Annotated in this window: 21 protein-coding genes; 13 read left to right on the top strand and 8 right to left on the bottom strand. The window is 64.1% G+C overall.

Features of this window, described 5'->3' with window-relative positions; all coding sequences use genetic code 11:
- The first annotated feature begins 3 nt into the window (after positions 1–3).
- The 4 genes from thrC (at position 4) to VWY60_RS12120 (ending at position 4,729) form a co-directional block, all read left to right on the top strand.
- A complete protein-coding gene (gene thrC, locus VWY60_RS12135; protein ID WP_416540594.1) occupies positions 4–1,392 on the top strand; it encodes a threonine synthase in 1,389 nt (462 codons plus the stop codon).
- On the top strand, positions 1,389–2,651 hold the full coding sequence (locus VWY60_RS12130) for a M16 family metallopeptidase (protein WP_416540593.1): 1,263 nt from the start codon (positions 1,389–1,391) through the stop codon (positions 2,649–2,651). The genes thrC and VWY60_RS12130 overlap by 4 nt, the downstream gene beginning before the upstream one ends.
- Positions 2,651–3,241, top strand: a complete 591-nt coding sequence (locus tag VWY60_RS12125; protein ID WP_260105589.1) for a GNAT family N-acetyltransferase — start codon at positions 2,651–2,653, stop codon at positions 3,239–3,241. Before VWY60_RS12130 ends, VWY60_RS12125 begins: the two co-directional genes overlap by 1 nt.
- A 63-nt stretch (positions 3,242–3,304) precedes the next feature.
- Positions 3,305–4,729, top strand: a complete 1,425-nt coding sequence (locus VWY60_RS12120) for an FAD-binding oxidoreductase (RefSeq protein ID WP_416540592.1) — start codon at positions 3,305–3,307, stop codon at positions 4,727–4,729.
- Positions 4,730–4,747: 18 nt separating this feature from the next.
- Here the strand turns inward: VWY60_RS12120 and VWY60_RS12115 are convergent, their stop codons facing one another.
- The 5 genes from VWY60_RS12115 to VWY60_RS12095 form a co-directional block, all read right to left on the bottom strand.
- Positions 4,748–5,968 (bottom strand): CynX/NimT family MFS transporter, encoded by a 1,221-nt coding sequence (locus VWY60_RS12115; protein ID WP_416540591.1) that lies wholly within the window; start codon positions 5,966–5,968, stop codon positions 4,748–4,750.
- A 242-nt stretch (positions 5,969–6,210) separates the two neighbouring features.
- Complete coding sequence (locus VWY60_RS12110) at positions 6,211–6,687, bottom strand: fasciclin domain-containing protein (protein ID WP_416535773.1); 477 nt, start codon at positions 6,685–6,687, stop codon at positions 6,211–6,213.
- A 218-nt stretch (positions 6,688–6,905) separates the two neighbouring features.
- Complete coding sequence (locus VWY60_RS12105; RefSeq protein WP_416540590.1) at positions 6,906–7,445, bottom strand: adenine phosphoribosyltransferase; 540 nt, start codon at positions 7,443–7,445, stop codon at positions 6,906–6,908.
- Between the two features lie 244 nt (positions 7,446–7,689).
- Positions 7,690–8,550, bottom strand: a complete 861-nt coding sequence (locus VWY60_RS12100; RefSeq protein WP_416540801.1) for an S-methyl-5'-thioadenosine phosphorylase — start codon at positions 8,548–8,550, stop codon at positions 7,690–7,692.
- Between the two features lie 185 nt (positions 8,551–8,735).
- Positions 8,736–8,879 (bottom strand): hypothetical protein, encoded by a 144-nt coding sequence (locus VWY60_RS12095; protein WP_416540589.1) that lies wholly within the window; start codon positions 8,877–8,879, stop codon positions 8,736–8,738.
- A gap of 498 nt (positions 8,880–9,377) precedes the next feature.
- On the opposite strand from VWY60_RS12095, the gene VWY60_RS12090 reads away from it, so the two are divergent.
- A complete protein-coding gene (locus VWY60_RS12090) occupies positions 9,378–11,018 on the top strand; it encodes a SulP family inorganic anion transporter (RefSeq protein ID WP_416535776.1) in 1,641 nt (546 codons plus the stop codon).
- A 100-nt stretch (positions 11,019–11,118) separates the two neighbouring features.
- On the opposite strand, the gene VWY60_RS12085 is transcribed toward VWY60_RS12090, so the two are convergent.
- Together VWY60_RS12085 and VWY60_RS12080 are read right to left on the bottom strand one after the other, a co-directional pair.
- On the bottom strand, positions 11,119–11,760 hold the full coding sequence (locus VWY60_RS12085) for a CatB-related O-acetyltransferase (RefSeq protein ID WP_416540588.1): 642 nt from the start codon (positions 11,758–11,760) through the stop codon (positions 11,119–11,121).
- A 9-nt stretch (positions 11,761–11,769) separates the two neighbouring features.
- Positions 11,770–12,375, bottom strand: coding sequence for a flavin reductase family protein (locus tag VWY60_RS12080; RefSeq protein WP_416540587.1), 606 nt, complete (start codon positions 12,373–12,375; stop codon positions 11,770–11,772).
- 204 nt (positions 12,376–12,579) lie between these two features.
- Here VWY60_RS12080 and VWY60_RS12075 point away from each other — a divergent pair, with 204 nt between their 5' ends.
- From VWY60_RS12075 to VWY60_RS12060, 4 genes are all read left to right on the top strand, one after another.
- A complete protein-coding gene (locus VWY60_RS12075) occupies positions 12,580–13,089 on the top strand; it encodes a GNAT family N-acetyltransferase (protein ID WP_416540800.1) in 510 nt (169 codons plus the stop codon).
- 86 nt (positions 13,090–13,175) lie between these two features.
- The gene (locus VWY60_RS12070; RefSeq protein ID WP_340544674.1) at positions 13,176–13,955 is read left to right on the top strand and encodes an EcsC family protein; all 780 of its coding nucleotides are present in this window, start codon (positions 13,176–13,178) and stop codon (positions 13,953–13,955) included.
- 130 nt (positions 13,956–14,085) lie between these two features.
- Entirely contained in the window at positions 14,086–14,619 is a 534-nt protein-coding gene (locus tag VWY60_RS12065; RefSeq protein ID WP_416540586.1) for a DUF1178 family protein, read from the top strand.
- A gap of 13 nt (positions 14,620–14,632) precedes the next feature.
- Positions 14,633–15,274 carry an SDR family oxidoreductase gene (locus VWY60_RS12060; RefSeq protein WP_340544676.1) on the top strand — a complete coding sequence of 214 codons (642 nt, stop codon included), beginning with the start codon at positions 14,633–14,635 and terminating at the stop codon, positions 15,272–15,274.
- 113 nt (positions 15,275–15,387) lie between these two features.
- On the opposite strand, the gene VWY60_RS12055 is transcribed toward VWY60_RS12060, so the two are convergent.
- The gene (locus tag VWY60_RS12055) at positions 15,388–17,178 is read right to left on the bottom strand and encodes a serine protease (protein ID WP_416540585.1); all 1,791 of its coding nucleotides are present in this window, start codon (positions 17,176–17,178) and stop codon (positions 15,388–15,390) included.
- Positions 17,179–17,436: 258 nt separating this feature from the next.
- Between VWY60_RS12055 and VWY60_RS12050 the strand changes: the two genes are divergently transcribed.
- The 4 genes from VWY60_RS12050 (at position 17,437) to VWY60_RS12035 (ending at position 24,081) form a co-directional block, all read left to right on the top strand.
- Positions 17,437–18,366: a glycine--tRNA ligase subunit alpha gene (locus VWY60_RS12050; protein ID WP_340544678.1), complete on the top strand. Its 930-nt coding sequence runs from the start codon at positions 17,437–17,439 to the stop codon at positions 18,364–18,366.
- A 32-nt stretch (positions 18,367–18,398) separates the two neighbouring features.
- Positions 18,399–18,932, top strand: coding sequence for a DUF6446 family protein (locus VWY60_RS12045; RefSeq protein WP_416540584.1), 534 nt, complete (start codon positions 18,399–18,401; stop codon positions 18,930–18,932).
- A gap of 145 nt (positions 18,933–19,077) precedes the next feature.
- Positions 19,078–21,306, top strand: a complete 2,229-nt coding sequence (gene glyS, locus VWY60_RS12040; protein WP_416540583.1) for a glycine--tRNA ligase subunit beta — start codon at positions 19,078–19,080, stop codon at positions 21,304–21,306.
- A 195-nt stretch (positions 21,307–21,501) separates the two neighbouring features.
- Positions 21,502–24,081 (top strand): putative PEP-binding protein, encoded by a 2,580-nt coding sequence (locus VWY60_RS12035; RefSeq protein ID WP_416540582.1) that lies wholly within the window; start codon positions 21,502–21,504, stop codon positions 24,079–24,081.
- Positions 24,082–24,093: the final 12 nt, after the last annotated feature.

The following is a 24,093-nucleotide window of genomic DNA, read 5'->3' as shown; positions in this document are numbered from 1 at the left end:
GCGATGAAATATATCTCGACCCGGGGCCAGGCGCCCGAGCTGACCTTTGAAGACGCCATGCTGACCGGGCTTGCCCGTGACGGCGGTCTTTACGTGCCCGCGGAAATCCCGACCATGTCGAAGGATGAGATCGCGGCCCTTGCCGGTCTCTCCTACGAGGAGGTCGCCTTTCGCGTGATGCGCCCCTTCCTTGGCGATTGCTTCACGGATGAGGAATTCCGCGGCATCATCGCCCGCGCCTATGACGGCTTTGGCCACGCCGCCCGCGCGCCGCTGGTGCAGCTGGCGCCGAACCATTTCCTGCTGGAGCTGTTTCACGGCCCGACGCTGGCGTTCAAGGATTTCGCGATGCAGCTGATCGGTCAGCTGTTTGAAACCGCCCTGAAACGGCGCGGCGACAGCGTGACCATCGTCGGCGCCACCTCCGGCGATACCGGGTCGGCGGCGATCCAGGCCTTTGGTGGCTTGGATGCGGTCAATGTCTTTATCCTCTATCCGCATGGCCGGGTGTCCGAGGTGCAGCGCCGCCAGATGACCACGCCCACCGATGCCAATGTGCATGCGCTTGCCGTGGATGGTGACTTCGACGATTGCCAGGCCGCGCTGAAGGATATGTTCAACGACTTCGACTTCCGCGATGAGGTGAAACTGGCCGGCGTGAACTCGATCAACTTTGCCCGCGTGCTGGCACAGGTGGTCTATTACTTCACCTCCGCCGTGTCGCTGGGCGCGCCGGAGCGCAAGATCAGCTTCACCGTGCCGACCGGCAATTTCGGCGACATCTTTGCAGGTTTCATCGCCAAGCAGATGGGCCTGCCCATCGACAAGCTGGTGGTCGCCACCAACCAGAACGATATCCTGCATCGCTGCCTGAGCGGGCAGGGCTACCACAAGGGCGAAACCATTCCGTCGATCTCCCCGTCGATGGATATCCAGGTCTCGTCTAACTTTGAACGCGCGCTGTTCTATGCCTACGGGCAAGATGGCGCGGCAGTGGCTCAGCTGATGGAGGAGCTGAAGACAGGCGGTTTCGAGGTGAGCCAGGGCGCCATGCAGGCCCTGCAGGAGCATTACGTGTCCGGTCGCTGCTCTGAGGAGGAAACCTCCGCCACCATCAAATCCGAACGCGCCGCCTCGGGCGAGCTGCTCTGCCCGCATAGCGCCATCGGCGTGAAAGTCGCCAATGAACAGCGTGACACATCGGTCCCGATGGTGACTCTGGCCACCGCCCATCCGGCGAAATTCCCGGCTGCGGTCGAGGCTGCCAGCGGCGTTCATCCGCCTCTTCCCCCGCGCATGGCAGATCTGTATGACAGATCGGAGCGGGTGACGCGGATCGCCAATGATCTGACCACTCTTGAGACACATATCAGAAAGCACATCGCGAATTGACAGTTCAACAGCACCAACTCGCCAACGGGTTCAGGATCGTCACCGAAACCATGCCGGGGCTGCAATCTGCCGCCATCGGCATCTGGGTGACCGCAGGCGGGCGGAACGAGCGGATCGAGCAGAACGGCATCGCTCATTTTCTTGAGCATATGGCGTTCAAAGGCACCAAGCGGCGCAGCGCGCTGGAGATTGCCGAGGCGATCGAGGATGTTGGCGGCTATATCAACGCCTACACCAGCCGCGAAGTGACCGCCTACTACGCCCGCGTGTTGCAGGAGGATGTACCTCTGGCGCTGGATGTCGTGGCCGACATCGTTCTGAACCCGGTGTTCGACCCGCGCGAGATCGAGATTGAGCGTGGCGTGATCCTACAGGAAATCGGTCAGGCGCTGGATACGCCCGATGATGTGATTTTCGACTGGCTTCAGGAAGAAAGCTATCACGATCAGCCCATTGGCCGCACCATCCTTGGCCCCGCCGAACGGGTGCGGGCCTTTGGCCGCGAAGATCTGGAACGCTTTGTCTCGGAACATTATGGCCCCGGCCAGATGATCCTTGCAGCCTCCGGTGCGGTGGATCACGACGCCATTGTCAAACTGGCCGAAGAGCTGTTTGGCAAAATGCCCCCCAAGACGTTGATTATGCCCGCAGCGGCCAGCTTCACGGGCGGTGAGGCGCGCCATGAAAAGGCGCTGGAACAGGCCCATATCGCACTGGCGTTTGAGGGGCCGGGCTACCGCGACGATGCGATCTATACCGCGCAGATCTACTCCAGCGCACTGGGGGGCGGCATGTCGAGCCGCCTGTTCCAGGAGGTGCGTGAAAAACGCGGGCTGTGCTACACCATCTTTGCCCAGACCGGCGCCTATGCCGATACCGGCACGCTCACGCTATATGCAGGCACCTCCGGCGATCAGCTGGACGAACTGGCCCAGATCACCATCGACGAGATGAAGCGCGCCGCCAGCGATATGAGCGACGCCGAGGTGGACCGGGCTCGGGCGCAGATGAAGGCGGGGATGCTGATGGGGCTGGAAAGCCCCACCAACCGCGCCGAACGGCTGGCACGGCTGGTGCAGATCTGGGACAAGGTGCCGCCGCTTGAGGAGACCGTGGCGCGGATCGACGCGGTGACCACTGCCGATGTGCGCGCCATGGCCGAAGAGATGGCCCACCGCGCCTCGATGGCTTTGGCGCTCTATGGTCCGGTGGGCGACGCCGCCCCGCTGGCCGCTCTGCAGGAGAGGCGCGCGGCCTGATGTTGCTGACCGGACGCAAGGTGCGTATCGAGACCGAACGCCTGACCCTCAGGCCGCCGGTTCATGCGGATTTTCGCGACTGGGCGGCGCTGCGCCAGCACAGCCAGGGCTATCTCACCCCGTGGGAACCGAGCTGGGCGGCGGATCACCTGAGCCGCAAGAGCTTCACCAATCGGGTCTATTGGGCGCGCCGGGCGGTCAGCTCCGGTTCGGCGCTGCCGCTGTTCCTGATCCGGCGCAGCGATCAGCTGCTGATCGGGGCAATTACCCTCGACAATATCCGCCGTGGGCCTGCGCAGGCGGGCACATTGGGGTATTGGACCGGTCAGCCCTTTGCCCGCCACGGCTATATGCGTGAGGCGATCGGGGCCGTGGTGCATCACGCCTTTACCAAGCTGGACCTCAGCCGGATCGAGGCGGCCTGTCTGCCGGAAAACGCCGCCTCGCGCGGGCTGTTGGAGAGTGCGGGCTTCAAATATGAAGGTGTGGCGCAATCCTATCTGCAAATCAACGGGCGCTGGCGTACCCACGTTCTATATGCTTCCCTGCGCCATGACCGGCGCGGACGCACGCAGGTCGGCCAGGCCTGAGGCCGCGGCGGGCGCGGTCAACGCGGGGGCCGACCCCACAGCACGGCATTAGGAGAGATGCGCATGACCCTGAACCCTGCGGACACCGGTTTTGTCGACCATCTGCGCGCGGTGCTGCCTGCCGATACCCTGCGCCCGGCTGAACCGCGTTATCTGGAAGAGCCGCGTGGCCGCTATCACGGGCAGGCGGGGGTCATCGCCCTGCCGCGCAGCACCGACGAGGTCGCGACGCTGCTGCGGGCAGCCCATGCAGCCCATGTGCCGGTGGTGCCCTATGGCGGCGGCACCGGGCTTGTTGGCGGGCAGATCATGGGTGCTGGGGGGCCGGCGCCGCTGGTGATTTCGCTGGAACGGATGACCGCCCTGCGCGGAGTTTACCCGCAGGAGAACGTTATCGCGGTTGAGGCGGGCATGATCTTGGCCGATGTGCAGCGCGCCGCCACCGAAGCGGGCCGACTGTTCCCGCTGTCACTCGCCGCCGAGGGCACCGCCCGCATCGGCGGCACCCTTTCGACAAATGCCGGCGGCGTCAATGTGCTGCGCTACGGCAATGCCCGCGATCTCTGTCTGGGGCTGGAAGCCGTGCTGCCAACCGGCGAGGTCTGGCAGGGCCTCAGCCGCCTGCGCAAGGACAACACCGGTTATGATCTGCGCAACCTGCTGATCGGGGCCGAGGGCACGCTGGGCATTATCACGGCCGCGTCGCTGAAACTCTCCGCGATTCCGGCCGAACAGGGCACCGCGATGCTGACGGTGGCCTCGCCCGCGGCGGCGATTGATCTGCTGGCGATGGCGCGGGAGCAGCTGGGCGAGACGATCAGCGCCTTCGAACTGATCCACCGGCAGGGGCTTGAGTTCCTGCGCGAAACCCTGCCAGATCTGCGGCTGCCCTTCAGCGACCTGCCGGACTGGTGCGTGCTGATTGATCTTGGACTGCCGCAGGGCAGCGCCCCGCGGGATGCCTTGGCGCAGCTGTTTGAGACGGCGCTGGCAGCGGGGCTGAGCAGCGATGGCGTCATCGCCCAGTCTGAGGCGCAGCGGCAGGCGCTATGGTCGGTGCGCGAACATATCCCGGAAGGCAACCGCCGTATCGGCTCGGTCTCCAGCCATGATATCTCGATCCCGATTTCGCGCATCCCCGATTTCATTGTCGAAGGTGGCAAGCGTCTGGCGGCCCTGGGAGATATGCGGATCAATTGCTTTGGCCATCTGGGCGACGGCAATCTGCATTACAATGTCTTTCCGGCGCAGGGGCGGGACCGCAGCGCCTATGAGCATCTGCGCGATGAGGTGAAACGCTGCGTCCATGATCTGACCCATGACTACGGCGGCTCGGTCAGCGCCGAACATGGCATCGGGCGGCTGAAGGTCGCCGATCTGGCGCGATATGGCGATCCGGTCAAACTGGCGGCAATGCGGGCGATCAAACAGGCGCTTGATCCGCATGGCATCATGAACCCCGGCGCGGTGGTGCCACTGGCAGATTAGGCAGCGGCGCTACCGTCGTTAGGCCGGTTGCATCCGGGGCCGCGCCGGTCGGCTGCGCATCAGCAGCAGCACCATGATCGCGATGTTGAGCCCGTTCCACAGGATCCCGTTCACAAAGGCCAGCTGATAGGACCCGCTGACGTCGTAGATCCAGCCGGACATCCAGCCTCCCAGCGCCATGCCGAGGATGGTCATCATCATCACGAAACCAACTCGCGTTCCGGCTTCCTCCGGGGGCATGTATTCCCGCACCACCAGCGCATAGCTGGGAACGATCCCGCCCTGCGCCAGGCCAAAGATGGCGCTGACCAGATAAAGCGAGACCATGCCGTCATAGGGCAGGTATAGAAACAGCGCGATACATTGCAGGATGGAGCCCACCAGCAGCGTGCGTACGCCGCCGAACCGATCCGCGACCAGCCCCGAAATCACCCGGCTGACCACGCCGCCGAGCAGCATCAGCGACAGCATCTCGGCGCCCACCGTGGGGCCGTAGCCCAGCCCGACGCAATAGGCCACGATATGGACCTGCGGCATCGACATGGCGACGCAGCAGCCAATACCGGCTAGACCCAAAACCCACTGGAGCTGGCGCGGAGAGAGCCCCGCCCGGGCCGCGTTGCTGGCGGATGCGGCTGCGCTGTGGCCCAGGGCGTCCACCGGGATGCGCCGCCGCAGCACCACGGACAAAGGCACGACCACCAGCAGCGTGACCATTGCCAATGTGGCGTAAACGCTGCGCCAGCCGCTTTCGGCCAGCATATCGGCAAGGGCGGTCGGCCAGATCGCCCCGGAGAGGTAGTTGCCACTGGCCACCAGCGCCACCGCGATGCCGCGCCGCCGCTGGAACCAATGCGAAATATCGGCGATCAGCGGACCAAACCCCGCTGCCGTGCCAAGCCCCAGAAACAGATGCGCCGCCGACAGCCAGAGCATATCCGGCGCCAGCATCGCCAGCCCGTAGCTCACCGCACTGAGCGCCGCCGCCGCGCAGAGCGCCAGCGTGATGCCAAACCGGTCTACCAGACGGCCAATCACCAGATTGCCAACGGCAAAGCCGATCATCGTCAATGTATAGGGAAGCGACGCCGCCGCACGGCCTGCGCCAAACTCGGCTTCGACCGCAGGCATCACCACGATCACCGCCCACATGCCGACATTGGCGACGGTGGCAATGGCCAGCGTCACCAGAAGTCTGGTCCAGGAGTAGCGGCTGTCGAGGATTGCGGATGTAGACATGTCGGCACGCTAGGAGACGTGCCGACATGCTGCAACGATAATAACGCCTGTTACCGGGGGAGAGAGGCCTAAAGGCTGCTATCGTTGCAAAGGGTCTCGGCAGCGACGTCTCGGGCCGCCGCTGCCGATGGTGGCGCTGAGGCATCCCGCGATCCGAAAGGAAAAAGATCGCCGGGCTGCGTTCACGCCACCTGTGGGTGGTGGCCGCGCGAACCGCTTCGCTGGCCGACCCACCCGTAGGCTCAGGGCATGATCACGGTATCAATGACGTGAATGACGCCGTTTTCAGCCTCGATATCGGCGGTCACCACCTTGGCCTCATCGACCATCACGCCGCTGTCCAGATCAATGGTGATTTCGCTGCCCTGAACGGTGGCGGCCTTCATGTCATCGACCAGATCACCGGACATCACCTTGCCTGGCACCACGTGGTAGGTCAGGATCTCGATCAGCTTGTCCTTGTTTTCAGGCTTCAGCAGTTCTTCGACGGTGCCCTCGGGCAGGGCGGCAAAGGCGGCATCGGTCGGGGCAAACACGGTGAAGGGACCGTCGCCTTTCAGGGTGTCGACCAGGCCAGCAGCTTCAACTGCGGCGATCAGGGTCGAGAAATCACCGGCACCCGCAGCCGTGTCGACGATGTCCTTTGCGTGACCACCGGCAAAAGCCGAGGTGGTCAGGGCGAGCGTGGCGGCGGCGGTCAGAAGTGTCTTGCGGATCATGAGTACAGTCCTCTGTCTGGGTTACCTGCCTGTGTCGGCATTGACGGTATTACGGCGAGGTCTGCGGTTTGGATCTGGCGGGTTTCCGCCACCTGCATGTTGACAAGAAAAGCGCGCCGCCTAAGCCGCGCGCTTTTAGAATTTCCACTCACAATTATGTGATTGAACGCTGGACGCTCTTTGCAATTAAGGGGTGATCCAACCCTATTTGCAGAGGCTCAGGCGCCTTCGAATTCGCAGAGCACGGTGACATCCATGCCCAGATCTTCGAGCACCTTGCGGCCGCCAAGCTCCGGCAGGTCGATGATGAAGGCACAGGAGACGATCTCACCGCCGAGCCGCTCGATCAGCTTGATGCCCGCCGCCGCGGTGCCGCCGGTGGCCAGAAGGTCATCGACCACCAGAACCTTCTCTCCGGGCTGGATCGCGTCGTCATGGATCTCCATGATCGCCTCGCCATATTCCAGCGTGTACTCCTGGCTGATGGTGGTGCCGGGCAGTTTGCCCTTCTTGCGGATCGGCACAAAACCGACGCTCAGCTGGTGGGCGATGGCGCCACCAAGGATGAAACCGCGCGCCTCAAGCCCGACAACCTTGTCGATCTGCTCGCCCGCATAGGGGTGCAGCATCTGGTCGATTGCCATGCGAAACCCGCGCGGATCGGCAAACAGCGTGGTGACATCGCGGAACATGATGCCCTCATGGGGGAAATCCACGATGGTGCGGATGTAGTCTTTGACAGCAGTCTTGCGGGCCATGGGGTGTCCCCTTTTTGGTCGTCTGGAATGGGTCGTCTGATCTCTGGCGCCTGCGGCCCCTAGCGGGCGACGCGACCAATGATATGTCGCTGATGCTCTTGGCGCAGGCAAGGGGGCGGATGGGGTGGCTGCTGTCAACCGGCGCGGCTGTGGCCTTTCGGAACCAGCGGCGGAGGCAATAATCAACCGTTACCAGACCGGGCGGTCGGTATGCCGAGGCCGCCTAGGCGGCCCCGGCAGCCGGTCAGCCCAGAACCCGTGCGGCAACCGCATCCAGTTTGGCCAGAAGCGCGGCATCGCGTTTTTCCGGCGCCGTCATGATGGCATGTTCCAGCGCGCGGTCGCAGCCATGCGGGCAGGCCACGCGGGTCGCCCCCAGCAGCGCAGGCAGCCGCTGCACCAGCGCACGGCCCTTGGCGGAATTGCCGGTCAGGGTGGCGATGATGTCGGTGATCTCCACCGCGCCATGATCCGGGTGCCAGCTGTCGAAATCCGTCACCATGGCGATGGAAGCGTAGCAAAGCTCAGCCTCGCGGGCGAGCTTGGCCTCCGGCATATTGGTCATGCCGATCACGTCGCAGCCCCAGCTGCGGTACATCTTGCTTTCGGCCATGGAGGAGAACTGCGGCCCTTCCATACAGAGATAGGTGCCGCCGCGATGCACATTGATGCCCGCGTCCCGCGCCGCGGTCTCTGCGGCATCGGACAGCCGCTCGCAGGTCGGATGGGCCACGCTGACATGCGCCACGCAGCCGGTGCCGAAGAAGCTCTTGTCGCGCGCGAAGGTGCGGTCGATGAACTGATCGACAATGACAAAATCCCCCGGCGCCATCTCCTCGCGGAAGGAGCCGCAGGCGGAGATCGAAAACACATCCGTGACGCCGAGCCGTTTCAGCGCGTCGATATTGGCCCGATAGGGCACTTCGGTCGGCGAATGCACATGGCCGCGCCCGTGGCGGGGCAGGAAGGCCATTTTCACACCATCGAGGTTGCCCGTCAGGATCTGATCCGAGGGCGCCCCCCAGGGCGTTTCAACCGAGACCCATTCTGCGTTTTGCAGCCCGTCGATGTCATAGAGGCCCGAGCCGCCGATGACGGCAATCATTGTTTCCTGTGTCACGTGTTCTGTCCCCTGAAGCTGGTCCTTGCCGTTCTGCCCGAGGAGGCCCCGGTTTGACAAGCGCGACGGGGGATTTGATTGCTGCCGCCCTGTGGGCGGTAGCAAGGCCTTCGGCGAGAGTATTTGGAGAAAGATGACAGGCGGGCGCTATTCGCGCCGGATGATCCCGGTCAAAGCCGCCGCCCAAGGGCGGTGACGATCCAGCCTGCAAAGGTGAAGATCCAGCGTGCCCACCACAGGATCACACCCGCCGGGCCACGGGTGGTGGAGGGTGCCCAGGCCTCGGTCTGGCCGAAGTCGATGATCGGAACCACGACGTCGGCGGCATAGGCGATCGCTGAGAAGCTTTCCCAGTCGCGGCCGGGAATTTTGTGATCACTTCAATGACCGGCGGGCTTCGCAGATCGCTCACCGCGGATGTAAGGGTTCAGATCGCACATAACACGATCTGGTGAAGCTCGAGAGCTGGCGGCGATGCGCTTTTCATCTGCTGGGGAAAGCTCGCCTTCCTGCATCGTCCTTAAATCCGTTATCTTGTTGGCGCCTTGCATCACATATTCTCCAATTCCAATGATGAGAACCGTCCGATGGATTGTGGGCCAATCAAAGCGAGGCGAGTGGCTAAGTGTTACTAAACGCTTAAGTTTAATGTCAGCTCTCCTGCCGCAATGTTTCGCGTGCGAAACATTGCGGCAGGAGAGCTGACCCATTGGGCGCTGAGCGGGCGGTAACGGGGGCTGCCCTTGCCCCACTGGCGGAATTCCGCTAGGGGCGGGCGCTAACGATACCCTTTCCCGATCACAGGTGACCCCATGACCCGCGGCATAATGGCGACGCTCGCCAAGCAGATTTCACCGCCCAATCTCTCCATCATGCAGGACGAGGGCTTTACCGTGGGCCGTGTGCGCACCGAATTGCTGTCGGGCCTGACCGTGGCGCTGGCGCTGGTGCCGGAGGCGGTCGCCTTTGCCTTTGTGGCGGGGGTGCACCCGCTGGTGGGGCTTTATGCGGCCTTTATGGTCGGGTTGATCACGGCCGTCTTTGGCGGCAGGCCCGGGATGATCTCCGGCGCGACGGGGGCGCTGGCGGTGGTGATGGTGGCGCTGGTGGCCGAGCATGGGGTCGAATACCTCTTTGCCACGGTGGTGCTGATGGGGATCTTGCAGATCTTTGCCGGTGTCATGCACTGGGGGAAATTCATCCGGCTGGTGCCGCATCCGGTGATGCTCGGCTTTGTGAACGGGTTGGCGATTGTGATCTTCCTGGCGCAGCTCACGCAGTTCAAGGACCCGGACAATACCGAGGCCTGGCTGGCAGGGTCGCAGCTGATCATGATGTTGGGGCTGGTGGGTCTGACCATGCTGATCATCTGGGGCACGCCCAAGATCACCGCCATCGTTCCGGCGCCACTGGCCGGGATCGGCATCGTGGCGGCGCTGGTGATTGCGCTGGGCATTGACGTGCCGACGGTGGGCGATATGGCCTCGATCAAGGGCAGTTTCCCCTCCTTCCACAATCCGTTTGGCACGGGTGAAGGCCTTTACGGCACCGCGCTGGCACCCTTCACGCTGGAGACGCTGTGGATCATTCTGCCCTATGCGGTGATCCTCGCGGCGATCGGCCTGATCGAGAGCCTGCTGACGCTGAACCTGGTTGGTGAAATCACCGGCAAGCGGGGCGGGGCAAGCCAGGAATGTATCGCGCAGGGGGCCTCCAACGTGGTCACAGGCTTCTTTGGCGGCATGGGCGGCTGTGCGATGATCGGCCAGTCGATGATCAACGTGAAATCCGGCGGTCGGACGCGGATTGCTGGCATTGCTGCGGCGCTGTTCCTGCTAGCGTTTATCGTGGTGGCCTCGCCGCTGATCGAGCAGATCCCGCTGGCGGCGCTGGTGGGCGTGATGTTCATGGTGGTGATCGGCACCTTTGCCTGGAACAGCTTCAAGGTGATGACCAAAGTGCCCATGATGGACGCCTTTGTCATTGTGCTGGTGACCGTGGTGACGGTGATGACCGACCTTGCGATTGCGGTGGTTGTGGGCGTGATCGTCTCGGCGCTGGCCTATGCCTGGAACAACGCCCGCCGCATCCACGCCTATACCCGCGAATCCGCCACCGACAAGGGCGCCAAGGTCTATGAGATCGAGGGGCCGCTGTTCTTTGGCTCGACCGACGGGTTCATCGAGCTGTTCGATGTGGCGAATGACCCGGATCATGTGATCGTGGACTTTGCCCGCAGCCGGGTGGTGGACCAGTCGGCGCTACAGGCGATCGAGGCGCTGGCGGGCAAGTATGAGGCCGAGGGCAAGGCGCTGGTGCTGCGGCATCTGAGCCGCGATTGCCATCAGCTTCTGACCAAGGCCGGGCATCTGATGGTCGATAGCGACGATGACCCTGACTATGCGCTGGCGGTGGACTACTCGGTCAAGACCGGGATCCTGGGCGGCCACTAAGCTGTCCCGTGGCATCTGAAAGAAGAAACCCGCGACACCATCGGCGTCGCGGGTTTTCTCGTTTTACGGTGATTGAACGGCGCTCTTGGGCAAAGCTTGGTCAGTCAGGTGCCAGGGTCTCCAGCATGTCGAGGTCACCGGACAAGAGCGCAGGTTCAGCGCGCGAGATCAGGTCGGCGGGCCAGTCCCACCATTTCAGACCAAGCAGGCGCGCGATCTGCGGTTTGGTGAAGCGGTAGCTGTGGACGGTGCCGGGGTTGCCGGTCACGATGGCGTAGGGCGGGATTGACCCGCGCACCACCGCACCGGCACCGATGATGGCGCCATCCCCGATCCGCGCGCCCGGCAGGATCATCGCGCCATAGCCGATCCAGACATCATTGCCGACCACCGTGTCGCGGGTATCGGGCTGAAATCCTGTCATCTGCGTCTGATCGAACACCGGGAAAGGATAGCAGCTGAGCCCGTCCTGCGCGTGATTGGCAGAGGCGGTGATGATGCGCACGCCCTCGGCGATCTGGCAGAATCTGCCGATCACCACCCGCTCGCGCGATCCGGCAAAGAGATAGGGCGCCAGACGGCTGGCCCAGTCCGACGGCGGTTCAAAGGCGGAGGCATAGGTGAAGGCGCCGATGGTGAAATTCGGGTGATCAATCGCCTCCGACAGCATCACAGTGCCGGCATGGGCGCTGCCATCGGGCAGGGTGATCGGATGGCGTTTCTTTGGGTCGGGTAACGGCATTTCTGGGCCTCATTCATCCGGGCGGGTGAGGGAAAACAGATCCCGCACCACAGAGTAGTCACGGTAGCCAAGGCGCGCCAGCGGCTGGAAGCGGGTCACATCGAAAGTCCCGTCGATCAGGCAGCTGTCGTCGAGATGGACGCCGACCACCTCGCCAAAGACCACCTTGTTGGCGGCGCCGGGAAGGGTCACGATCTGCGTCAGGCGGCATTCCAGCGCAGCCGGGGCGGCGGCGACACGACCGCAGGGAATGGTTGCGCAGGCGGCCATCTCCAGACCCGCGTGGGCAAATTCATCCACCCCCTTCGGCAGGGCTGCGGAACTGGCGTTCATTGCATCCCGCAGCGCGTAGGAGACAACATTGACGCAGAACACGCCGGTTTCGGCGATATTGGCCACGCTGTCCTTGGTGCCGTCCTGATCGTCCTTGGCCGAGGTGGAGGCAAACATCACCTGCGGCGGTTCATAGGCGACGGCATTGAAGAAGGAATAGGGCGCCAGATTGTTGGTGCCATCGGCCGCACGGGTGGAAATCCAGCCAATGGGGCGCGGGGTGACAATGGCGTTGAACGGGTTGTGCGGCAGCCCGTGGCCGCTCTCGGGTCGGTAGAACATATGCTGGTCTCCAAGTCTGAGCCGGAGCGGTAGCCTGCTGGTATTGCTTGCGGATCCGGCTGCCGGGGTTTGCCCAAGGCTTACGCCCGTGTTAGGGCGATGACCAGCCTGCGTGAAGAGTTTGCAGCGCGCTGTGGGGCAAATCCCTCGGTGGTGCTGGGCTGGTCAGCGGGCGGTGACGGCGACGGGCGTGGAGGCGGGCGCGTGATTGAGTTGAAGGCAGAGCAGCCCGAGGACCGCTGGGAGGTCGAGGCGCTATATGACCTGTGCTTTGCGCCCGGTCGCGAGGCGCTGTCGTCCTATCGTTTGCGCGACGACGTGCCGCCGGTCAGCGGGCTGAGCCAGGTGGCGCGCGATCAGGGCGGAATTCTGGCCGGGGCGATCCGCTTCTGGCCGGTGCGGATTGGTGAGGCGGGCCTGCCGGCGCTGCTGCTGGGGCCGGTGGCGGTTCACCCGACCCATCAGGGCGAGGGGCTGGGCGGCGCCCTGATCCGCGACAGTCTGGCCAAGGCGGAGGAGCGCGGCTGGAGCAGGGTGCTGCTGGTGGGCGATGCGCCGTATTACCGGCGCTTTGGGTTTTCGCTGCTGCCCGCGGTCGAGATGCCGCCGCCGACCAACCCGGAGCGGGTTTTGGGTCTGGATCTGGCGGCTGGCAGCTGGGCCGATGTGCGCGGCAGGGTTCTGCGCTGGAGCGGGCCGCAGATCCCCGGCTGATCGGGGTGGATCGCAGGCGCAGGTTACCGAGATCTTGAAATACGGGCCGGGAAGACAAACATTTTTTTGGCAACATGAGGTATGCCATGACCGAGATCCTGACCCCTGACACTGCCCTGACCACGCCGCTGGACGCTGCTGCGGTGGAGGCGGAGCTGGAGGCGCTGGCCAAGCGTTACCGCGCCGCCGGTGGGCTGGGCATCCAGATCCTGAACCTGCTGGGCGGCTCGGTTGACGGGCTGCTGGACAAATTGCCTGCGCCGGTGCGGAGCCGGTTGAACGGCGCCACGGAGCAGGCGTTGCAACTGGCGATGCAGGGGGCCAGCGGATCGCGCCGGGTGGTGCCGGATCAGCCGGCGGCGGTCAACCGCGCGGTCAGCGCCGCGATGGGCGCGGCGGGTGGCATGGGCGGTTTGCCCGGAGCATTGGTCGAGCTGCCCGCAACCACGGCCTTCCTGCTGCGCAGTATTCAGGGGGTGGCGGCCGAAGAGGGCTTTGACCCGGAGGCCGAGGGCGTGCGCTTTGACTGTATCCGGGTGTTCGCTGCTGCCGGTCCGCTGGCGGCGGATGATGGCGCGGATCTGGGGTTCTTGTCACTGCGGCTGGGGCTGACCGGGGGGGCGGTGCAGAAACTGATCGCGCAGGTGGCACCCCGTTTCAGCATGGTTTTGGGCCAGAAGCTGGCCGCGCAGACACTGCCGGTGCTGGGGGCCGTGGCCGGGGCCACGACCAATTTCGTCTATTCGGGCTATTATCAGGAAATGGCGCGGGTCCATTTTGGTCTGCGTCGTCTGGCGGTGGCGGCGGATCAGCCACATGAGACATTGGTTGCGCGCCTGCAGGACCGGTTGCTGGCACCACGGTAGCAACCCGCCCCCCGAAGGCGGTTGCCGATCTGCGGCGGTCTGATGTGGAACACCGGCAGCGGGCGCTTCTGCCCTTGCACTTGTGGGGATTGCAGATTTAATCATCCCCTCCTGATGAAGAGTGATGACGATGATACAATACGCTCTGAAATGCGCTGAAGGACACAGTTTTGACAGCTGGTTCCAGTCGGCAGCCGCTTTTGACAAGCTGGCAGCGGCGGGGATGGTGGCCTGTGCGCAATGTGGATCCAGTCAGGTGGAAAAGGCAATCATGGCGCCCCGCGTGCGCCCCGGCCGTACGGCGGTTTCGCCGGTCGGTGAGGCAGAGTCGCGTGCCGCTGCGGGGGCTGTCGCGCCGCAGCAACCTGCACCACAGGCGGCTGGAGCGCCGGGCGCGCTGCGGGCGGTTCCACCCGGTGCGGGGGCGCTGAGCACCCCATCGGGAGAGCTGGAGGCTGCGGTGGCGGAGCTGCGGCGCAAGGTTGAGAAGAATTCAGATTACGTCGGTAAGGATTTCGCCAATGAGGCGCGCGCCATGCACCTTGGTGATGTGCCGGAGCGGGCGATCCACGGTGAGGCCCGGCCGGAAGAGGCGCGGGCGCTGATCGAGGAGGGCGTGCCGGTGCTGCCGCTGCCCTTCCTGCCCAATAGAAAAACCAATTGAAGGAAGAGCATGTATGCATGTCGTCGTGACAGGAACCAGCCGGGGCATTGGCCGCGAATTGGTCGCGAAGCTGCGGGAGGATGGTCACGAGGTGACGGGCACGTCGCGCGATCATTCCTCCGGTGTGCGGCTGGATGTGACCGATCCCGGCCAGCAGGCGCGGTTTGCCGCCCAGCTGAAGGGGCGACCGGTTGACCTGCTGGTGTGCAACGCCGGTGTCTATCTCGATAAATCAATGGCGCTGGAGGATTACTCTGCCGAGGTCTGGGGCAAGACGCTGGCCGCCAATGTCACTGGGGTCTTTTTGACGGTGCAGGCGCTGTTGCCGAACCTGCGGCTGGCGGCGGATCCGAAGATCGCGATCATTTCGTCACAGATGGCGAGCCATGCCCGTGCGCCCGGCGGCAGCTATGCCTATCGCGCGTCAAAGGCGGCAGCGCTCAATATCGGGCGCAATCTGGCGACGGATCTGCTGCCGGAGGGCATCGCCGTCGGGATCTATCATCCGGGCTGGGTGCGGACGGATATGGGCGGCGAAGAGGGCGACATCTCGGTGCAGGAATCCGTCGCCGGGCTGCTGCATGAGTTTGATGTGCTGAGCACGGAAACCACGGGCTGTTTTCACACCTGGGATGGCCGCATCCACGCCTATTGAGCGTGCGAGTGAAGACCGGCTGAACAGATCGGCGCGGAAACGAATAAGGCCGGAGCATTCGCTCCGGCCTTTTTTGGTTTGCAAAGCCCCGCAGGGCGGTGGCTGGCCGTGGCTCAGTCCCAGCAGCTGACCAGAACGGTCATGCCGCTGGCCTGACGGGTCAGCGCCCCGACCGGCAAGGCGGTTGCCTCAGCGCTGGCGTCAGAGGCGGTGACCCCGGCGCTGCTCAGGGCGGCGCGCAGGGTATCGGCATTTGCCGCAAAACTGACCCCTTCTGGCAGCTGGGTGGCGCCTTTGGTCCGGCTCAGCAATATGCCCTGCACGGCGCCATCGGTGGTCAGCACCGGGCCGCCCGCATCGCCCGGCTGGCTGCTGAGTTGCAGACGCGAGACACCGGGGTTGCCGGACAGATCCTTTACATCCTGCAAGCTGCCCCAGCTGAGGCTGGGGGCGCCGAGGACGCCCTCGTAAGAGAAGCCGGAAACCGCGATATCGGACTGAAGCCGGGCGGAGGCGCTGGCCAGTTTGGCGACGGCCATCGGGGCCAGCGCCTCAACCGGGCGCAGCACGGCGATGCCGGTGGCGGTGTCGGTATAGGCGACCTCGGCCTGGTAGTCGTGATCCAGTGTCACCCGGGTGCAGCCTGCAACCACATCGGCGGTGGTCGCCACGCTGCCCTTGGCATCGACATAGAAGCCGGAGCGCGACAGGCGCGGCTTGCGCACGTCAAGGCCCGAGATCAGATCGACATTCTGCGGGGCATCGGCACCGGCGGCGGGATCCAGAACGCCGTCGATGCGTTCGAAGCTGGCCGACATCGCTGCCAGCACGCGGGCGCGCCGCTCGTCGTCACCGGTCGGCCAGGCCAGCGTGAAGCCCTTGATTTCGCCATTGGCGAGGCGGGCCTCGGTATAGGAGACGATGCCATTGCCGCGGCCTTCCAGGGTGAAACTGTCGCCGCTGCGCTGGCGCGGACCGTCCAGAGGGACGATCTCCAGCGTCTGCATGATGTCGTAGAGACCGTAGAGCGTGCGCCGGTCACCGGGCTGGCTGATCAGCAGCAGCTGCGCGCCGAGATCGCCGCTGCTCTTGAACAGGGCAAAGGGAGATTCGTAGCGATCGAAGGTCACTTCACCTGCGGGGATCTGCATCGAAATCCCGGCTTTGGTATCGGTGAGGGGGGCCATGCCAACCGAAATCAGCGGCGCGTTATATTCATCCATCAGCGCCTGACGCTGGGCGGTGGTCAGCACACCGGTGGGCGCGTAGCCACGGGCCGACTGCCAGTCCGACATGGAGCCACGCGTGCCGCGACCAAAGGCGCCGTCGATGGTGGAAGTATAGAAACCGGCGGCCTTGAGCGCGGTTTGCAGATCCATGCGTTCTTCGCGGGTGAGACGGGATTCGCTGCGGCGCGCCTCAGCCGGGGTCTCATCGGGGAGCACAGTTTCGACCGGTTCCGCCGGGGCCTGGGTCACCACTGCGGGGTCGATCGGCTCCAGAACCGGGCTTTCGACGGTGGCCTGTGGTTCGGTATTGGCGGTGGCGGCTGTCGGGTAGAACTGATTGCCGAGGTTGCTGCTTAACGCGATGAAGCTGTCGCGCGGGATCTGCCGTTCGGCGCGGTAGACCTGAAGCACCCGGTCGGCATCGCTGCGGGTATAGGGGCCAAGCAGAATGCCATACCAGCCACCGCCAAGCGAGAAGCCGGAGACATCGGGCAGCCGCGCGGCAAATTCCTGCGCTTCGGCCTGGGCTTCGCGCAGGGAGGCGCGGGCGGCAACCTGGATCCAGACCGTCTCCTGCGCGGATTGTTGGGTGCCGGTCTGGGCGGTGGCAACACCTGTAAAGGCGGATGCCAGCGCCATCAGGGACAGTGCCAGCGTAGCAATCAAACTCTTCATCAAAAGGCCTCTATCGGGGTGATCGGTCGTTGGCGCGCACATAACCACTTTCGCGCCGCGAAGGGAACTCCTCTTCGCAGGGGGAAAACCCGGCGGATGGCGCCAAATTCGGCTGATGTGGCCTCAGGGACGCGCTGGAGGGCGGGGGCTGCGTGTTTCAGCGGGGCCGGAGCCGCTGAGGCTGCGATGCGCCGTTGACCCTGCGCCGGGGCTTGCATAGGAAGAACCCCGGATTTGCTGCCCCCATAGGGAAGAAACATGACCGACACCAAAGGCGCTCCGCGCTCGTTCCAAGAGATCATTCTGCGGCTTCAGACGTATTGGGCCTCCAAAGGCTGTGCCATTATGCAGCCCTACGACATGGAAGTCGGCGCGGGCACCTTTCACCCCGCGACCACGCTGCGCGCGCTGGGCAGCAAGGCCTGGGCGGCCGCCTATGTGCAGCCGTCGCGCCGTCCGACCGATGGCCGCTATGGTGAGAACCCGAACCGGTTGCAGCACTACTACCAGTATCAGGTGCTGATCAAACCCTCGCCGCCGAACCTGCAGGAGCTGTATCTGGGCAGCCTCGAGGCGATCGGCGTCGATATGGACATGCACGACATTCGTTTTGTCGAGGACGACTGGGAAAGCCCGACGCTCGGCGCCTGGGGCCTGGGCTGGGAGGTCTGGTGCGACGGTATGGAAGTCAGCCAGTTCACCTATTTCCAGCAGGTCGGCGGCTACGATTGTCACCCGGTATCGGGCGAGCTGACCTATGGTCTGGAACGTCTGGCGATGTATATTCTGGGCGTCGATCACGTGATGGACATGCCGTTCAACGACCCGGACGCGCTGATCCCGCTGAGCTATGGCGATGTGTTCAAGCAGACCGAGGAAGAATACGCCCGCTGGAACTTTGACGTGGCCAATACCGAGGTGCTGCTGCGCCATTTCGAGGAGGCCGAGGCCGAATGCGCCGCGATCCTCGCGCAGGAGCATATCGACCCCAAGACCGGCAAACGCATCATCATGGCCCATCCGGCCTATGACCAGTGCATCAAGGCCAGCCATGTCTTTAACCTGCTCGATGCGCGCGGCGTCATTTCCGTCACCGAGCGGCAGGCCTATATTGGCCGGGTGCGCGCGCTGGCCAAGCAATGCGCCGATGCCTTTGTGCAGACCGAAGCCGGCGGTCACGCAGCGTAACCCGAGGCTGATTGCCAATAGGAGTCCACGGTATGGGCAAGTTCCTTTCGCTGATCCTGATTTGCTCCGGCCTCGCGGCTGGGGCGGCGATGTATTACCTGCAGGTCTACGGCTTTTACGAGGATGTCGAGCTGGAGCCGGGCAAGGACGTGATGCTGACGCCGCTTGGTGGTGGCGCGGCGCTGCCGATCCGCTACAGTGGCTTTGAGGCGATCGACGCGGAGAGTTCTCCCATTCGCTATCGCGCCTGTTTCGCTACCGATCTTAAGCCCGAAGAGCTGGCGCAACTGTTTGTGCTGTCGGATCAGAAAGAGCCGCGCAATGCGCCGGGCTGGTTTGACTGTTTTGATGCCGAAGCCATTGGTCAGGCGCTGGCCGAGGGACGCGCCGAGAGCTTTTTGTCGGTCAAGAATATCTCTTACGGGGTGGACCGCATCGTAGCGATCACCGACGCAGGGCGCGGCTATGTCTGGCATGAGCTGAACGATTGCGGCCAGAAAGCCTATGACGGCACGGTTGTGGGCGAGGAATGCCCGCCCTGGCCAGAGGCGGTCGGAGGCGAATGATGCTTGCCTTTCTGAAGAGTACCGCCCCTCTGGGGCAGCGCAATAGCGCCACCCCGCGGGACGGCGCAGCCCTTCGTTCAGAAGCGGCTCCGTTCCGTCAACACGTATTTTCCGCGCCGCGCGCGGCCATCCGTAAGGACATCTGATGCCTGATCTTCTGATTGAACTGTTTTCCGAGGAAATTCCGGCCCGTATGCAGGCGCGTGCGGCGGAGGATCTGAAAAAGCGCGTGACCGATGGTCTGGTCGAAGCGGGGCTGACCTATGCCGGTGCCCATGCGCTATCGACGCCGCGCCGTCTGACGCTGGCGCTTGAGGGGCTGCTGGAGCACTCCCCGACAGTGCGCGAGGAGCGCAAGGGGCCGAAAGTGGGCGCGCCGGACAAGGCCATCGAAGGCTTCCTGCGCGGTGCGGGCCTCACACGCGAGCAGCTGGAAGAGCGCGACACCCCGAAGGGCGCAGTCTATTTTGCGCTGATCGAAAAGCCGGGGCGCCCGGCGGCAGAGATCATTGCAGAGGTGCTGGAAGACACCATCCGCAATTTCCCCTGGCCGAAGTCCATGCGCTGGGGATCGGGCGCCCTGCGCTGGGTGCGCCCGCTGCATTCGATCCTCTGTCTCCTGTCCAAGGAGGATGGCGCCGAGGTTGTGCCGCTGGAGATCGACGGGATTGCATCGGGCAAGACCACATTTGGCCACCGTTTCATGGCGCCGGATCAGATCACCGTATCCAGCTTTGACGATTATGCCGCCAAGCTGAAGCGGGCGCATGTGGTGCTGGATCCGGCCGAGCGGGAAGCGGCCATCTGGCAGGAGGCCACCAATCAGGCCTTTGCCAGCGGGTTGGAGGTTGTCGAGGACAAGGGTCTTCTGGCCGAGGTCGCTGGTCTGGTGGAATGGCCGGTGGTGCTCATGGGGGCCATCGACGATGAATTCCTGGCGCTGCCGCCGGAGGTCTTGCAGACCTCGATGAAGGAACATCAGAAGTTTTTCTCGGTGCGCAATCCGAAGACCGGGCGGATCGAGAAGTTCATCACCGTCGCCAACCGCGAGACCGCCGACAATGGCGCGACCATCCTGGCGGGCAACCAAAAAGTTCTGTCGGCACGGCTGGCGGATGCGAAGTTCTTCTGGGAGAATGATCTGCGCACGGTGACCGAGCAGGGGTTTGAGCCCTGGGTTGCGAAGCTGGGCAATGTGACCTTCCACAACAAGCTGGGCACGCAGGCGGCGCGGATTGACCGTATTGCCGCGCTGGCCCGCGAGATCGCGCCGGTTGTCGGCGCCGATGCCGATCTGGCAGAGCAGGCTGCACGGGTTGCAAAGGCCGATCTGAGTTCCGAAATGGTCTATGAGTTCCCGGAATTGCAGGGCCTGATGGGGCGCTACTACGCGGAGGCGGCTGGCCTGCCGCAAGAGGTGGCCAATGCCTGCGAGGCGCATTATTCGCCGCTTGGCCCGTCGGATGATGTGCCTTCCGAGCCGGTCTCGGTTGCCGTGGCGCTGGCCGATAAACTGGACACGCTGACCGGGTTCTGGGCGATTGATGAAAAACCCACCGGCTCCAAAGACCCCTTTGCCCTGCGCCGTGCTGCGCTGGGGGTGATCCGGCTGGTGCTGGACAATGATGTGCGGATGCGGCTGGACGGGGCAATTGATGCCCATCTATTGCGCCATGAAATGGCCCAGAACGGTGGTGACCCGGTTGCAACGGGGCTGATGCAGGACATGCTGAACGAGATCGCCGATCACGGTGTCTTTGGTTCTGCTGTGCGCACGGTGCTGGATGCCTTTGACGGGGATCTGCCCAAACATATCGAGCGGCTGAAGACGCAGCTGCCGGATGTGTCGCGTGACCTCCTCTCCTTCTTCCACGACCGTCTCAAGGTGTTCCTGCGTGATCAGGGCATCCGTCATGACGTGATCGACGCCTGCATCGCGATGGAGGCCAACGATGACCTCACGCTGCTGGTGAAACGCGCCCGTGCGCTGGAGGAGTTCATGGCCTCCGAGGATGGCGAGAACCTGTTGCAGGGCTTCAAACGGGCCAACAATATCCTGGCGCAGGCCGAGGAGAAGGATGGCGTAGAATATTCCTACGGCGCGGATAAGAAATTCGCCGAGGATGACAGCGAAGTGGCCCTGTTCGATGCGCTTGCGCAGAGCGAGGGGGCGATCTCTTCGGCCATCGAGGCCGAAGATTTCGCGGCTGCCATGGGCAGCATGGCCGCATTGCGCGCCCCGGTGGATGCGTTTTTTGAAGCGGTGCAGGTCAATTCCGACAATGAGGTGGTGCGCCGCAACCGCCTGAACCTGCTGAGCCAGATCCGCAAGGTCTGCGGGCAGGTCGCCGATCTGACCCGGATCGAGGGCTGAGCCCCCCCGCAGGGCCGCGATCTGACCGCGCAGTCCCGGCAGTCCGGGCAGGCAAAACAACGAGAAACCGGGGTGATCGCAGGGTCGTCCCGGTTTTCTCCTTTTGGTCCACGTGCTTTTCCTTGCGGGAATGGACGACAGGGCTATGCTGCATAGCAAAGGAAAGGCGCCGCAGTGCAGAAAAATGATCGAGACATGGCTCGTGCCCCACAGGATGAGACGCCGGATTCCGTGCTGATCACGCCGGTGGCACCCATTGCCAATCACACCCATGGCGGGCGGGCGAAATGCCTGCAACGTCTGGTGCGGCTGGATCTGCCGGTGCCGCGCACCGTGGCGCTGTCGTTTCAGGCGGTGCACGGGATCGCCCAGGGCGAGATGCCCGATATGGCGGCGATTGTTGACGCCTTTCCGTCGGATGCGCTGCTCTGTGTGCGCCCGTCGTCACAGGATCCCGATTGGGGCGGCCCCGGTGCGATCCTCAACATCGGCATGAATGATGCGCGCTATGTCGACCTTTGCGACAGTCTTGGGCGCGACGGGGCGGCGGCCTTGTATCTGCGGTTTGTGCAGTCTTATGCGGTGCATGTGGCGCGGCTGGACCCGGATGTCTTTGACGATGTGGAGGACGGTGGGCCGGATGCGCTGAGCGAGGTTCTGCACGCCTATGAGGCGGAGACCGATGAGCCGTTTCCACAGGATCCGGCGGAGCAGCTGGCGGCGGTGTTGCGGTCGATGGCGCGGGCCTGGGAAGGCACCTCGGCCCGGCTGTTGCGGCAGGCCAAGGGCGCGCCTGCGGATGCCGGGCTGGGTCTGGTGGTGCAGGAGATGGTGCCGGGCTTTGGTCAGGGCGAATGCGGTTCGGGTGTGTTGCAGCTGGTCAATACCAAGACCGGTGAGCCGCAGATCACCGGGCGGTACCTGAGCCAGAGCCAGGGGCGCGATGCGCTCGGGGCGGGGGCCGAGGCGCTGTATCTGGAGCGTGACCCGCGCGGGCCATCGCTGGAGGAATCGGCGCCCGAGGCCTTTGCCGATCTGAAATCCCATGCCCGGCTGATGCGACAGCGTCTGCGCGAAGAGATGCAGGTTGAATTTGTGATCGTGAGCGGCGCGGTGCATATCCTGGACGGGGTGCGGGTCACCCGGTCGGCACAGGCGGCGGTGCGGATCGCGGTGGCGCTGGCCGAGGATGGCATTATCCCGCGGCAGGAAGCGGTGATGCGGGTCGACGCGCATATTCTGACCGAGCTGCTGCACCGGCAGGTGGCGCCGGGGGCGACCCGTGATGTGATCGGAAAGGGCATTGCCGCCAGCCCGGGTGCTGCCACCGGGCGGCTGGTGTTTACCGCTGCGGAGGCGCAGGCCAGTGCGGCGCGCGGTGAGCCCTGCATTCTGGTGCGGCGCGAAACCTCGCCCGAGGATGTGCGGGGTATGCACGCGGCGGTCGGGGTGCTGACGGAGCGCGGCGGGATCACCAGCCATGCGGCGGTGATCGGTCGCGGTCTCGGGCTGCCATGTATCGTCGGGGCCTCTAACCTGAAGTTCCACAGTCGGCGCAAGCAGCTGGTGGCCCAGGGCGACCGGGTGTTCAGCCGTGGCGATATCATCACCATCGACGGCAGCAGTGGCGAGGTGCTGGCGGGCGAGCCGGAGATGCTGGAGGCGGCGGAGGACGGCGCCTTTCAGACCCTTCTCACCTGGGCCGATGAGGTGCGCGATATCGACATCCGCGCCAATGCCGACACGCCGGAGGATGCCGAGACCGCGCGCAAGTTCAACGCGCAGGGGATCGGCCTGTGCCGGACCGAGCATATGTTCTTTGATCCCGGCCGGTTGACGGTGATGCGGGAGATGATCTTTGCCGAGACCTCGGAGGGGCGGGCTGCGGTGCTGGCGCGGTTGCTGCCGATGCAGCGGGAGGATTTCTTTGCGCTGTTTCGCATCATGGAAGGGCTGCCGGTCTGTATCCGGCTGTTCGACCCGCCGCTGCATGAATTCCTGCCGACCTCCAAAACCGGGCAGCGGGAGCTTTCGGAAGCCTTGGGCATCCCGGTGAGCGATGTGACCCGCCGGGTCGAGGAAATGGAGGAATACAACCCCATGCTGGGCCTGCGCGGCGTGCGGCTGGGGGTGACGGTGCCGGAAATCTACGACATGCAGGCACGGGCGATTTTCGAGGCCACTCTGGATGCCTCCAAGGAGGGCGATCCGGTGGTGCCGGAGATCATGATCCCGCTGGTCTCGGCCAAACGTGAGGTGGAGCTGGTGAAGGCGCGCATTGATGCCGTCGCGCTGGCGGTGAAGGCCGAGCGTGGCGAGGATTTCACCTATCGTCTGGGGGTCATGGTGGAGACCCCGCGTGCGGCCCTGCGCGCGGGTGAGATTTCGCCGCATACCTCGTTCCTCAGCTTCGGGACCAACGACCTTACCCAGATGACCTATGGCATGTCGCGGGACGATGCGGGGCGGTTTATGTCGGCCTATGTCAATCAGGGCGTCTTTCCAGAGGATCCGTTCCACGTGCTGGATACAGACGGGGTCGGCGAGCTGCTGAAACTGGGGGTTCAGCGGGGCCGTGCAGAGAACCCGCAGATCACGCTATCGATCTGTGGCGAGCATGGCGGCAACCCCGAATCGATTGCGTTCTGTCGCGAGGCCGGGTTCGATTACGTCTCCTGTTCCCCGTTTCGGGTGCCCGTTGCACGGCTTGCTGCGGCGCAATTGGCGATTTCCAGCCAAACCGGAGATTCACCACGCGAATCTCTAAAATCGTAAAGAAAACAAGGG

Source organism: Phaeobacter sp. JH20_26, from assembly GCF_048056275.1.
Lineage (GTDB): Bacteria > Pseudomonadota > Alphaproteobacteria > Rhodobacterales > Rhodobacteraceae > Phaeobacter > Phaeobacter bryozoorum.
The sequence above is the reverse complement of the archived record's forward strand: the minus strand, read 5'-3'. Positions and strand labels throughout refer to the sequence as shown.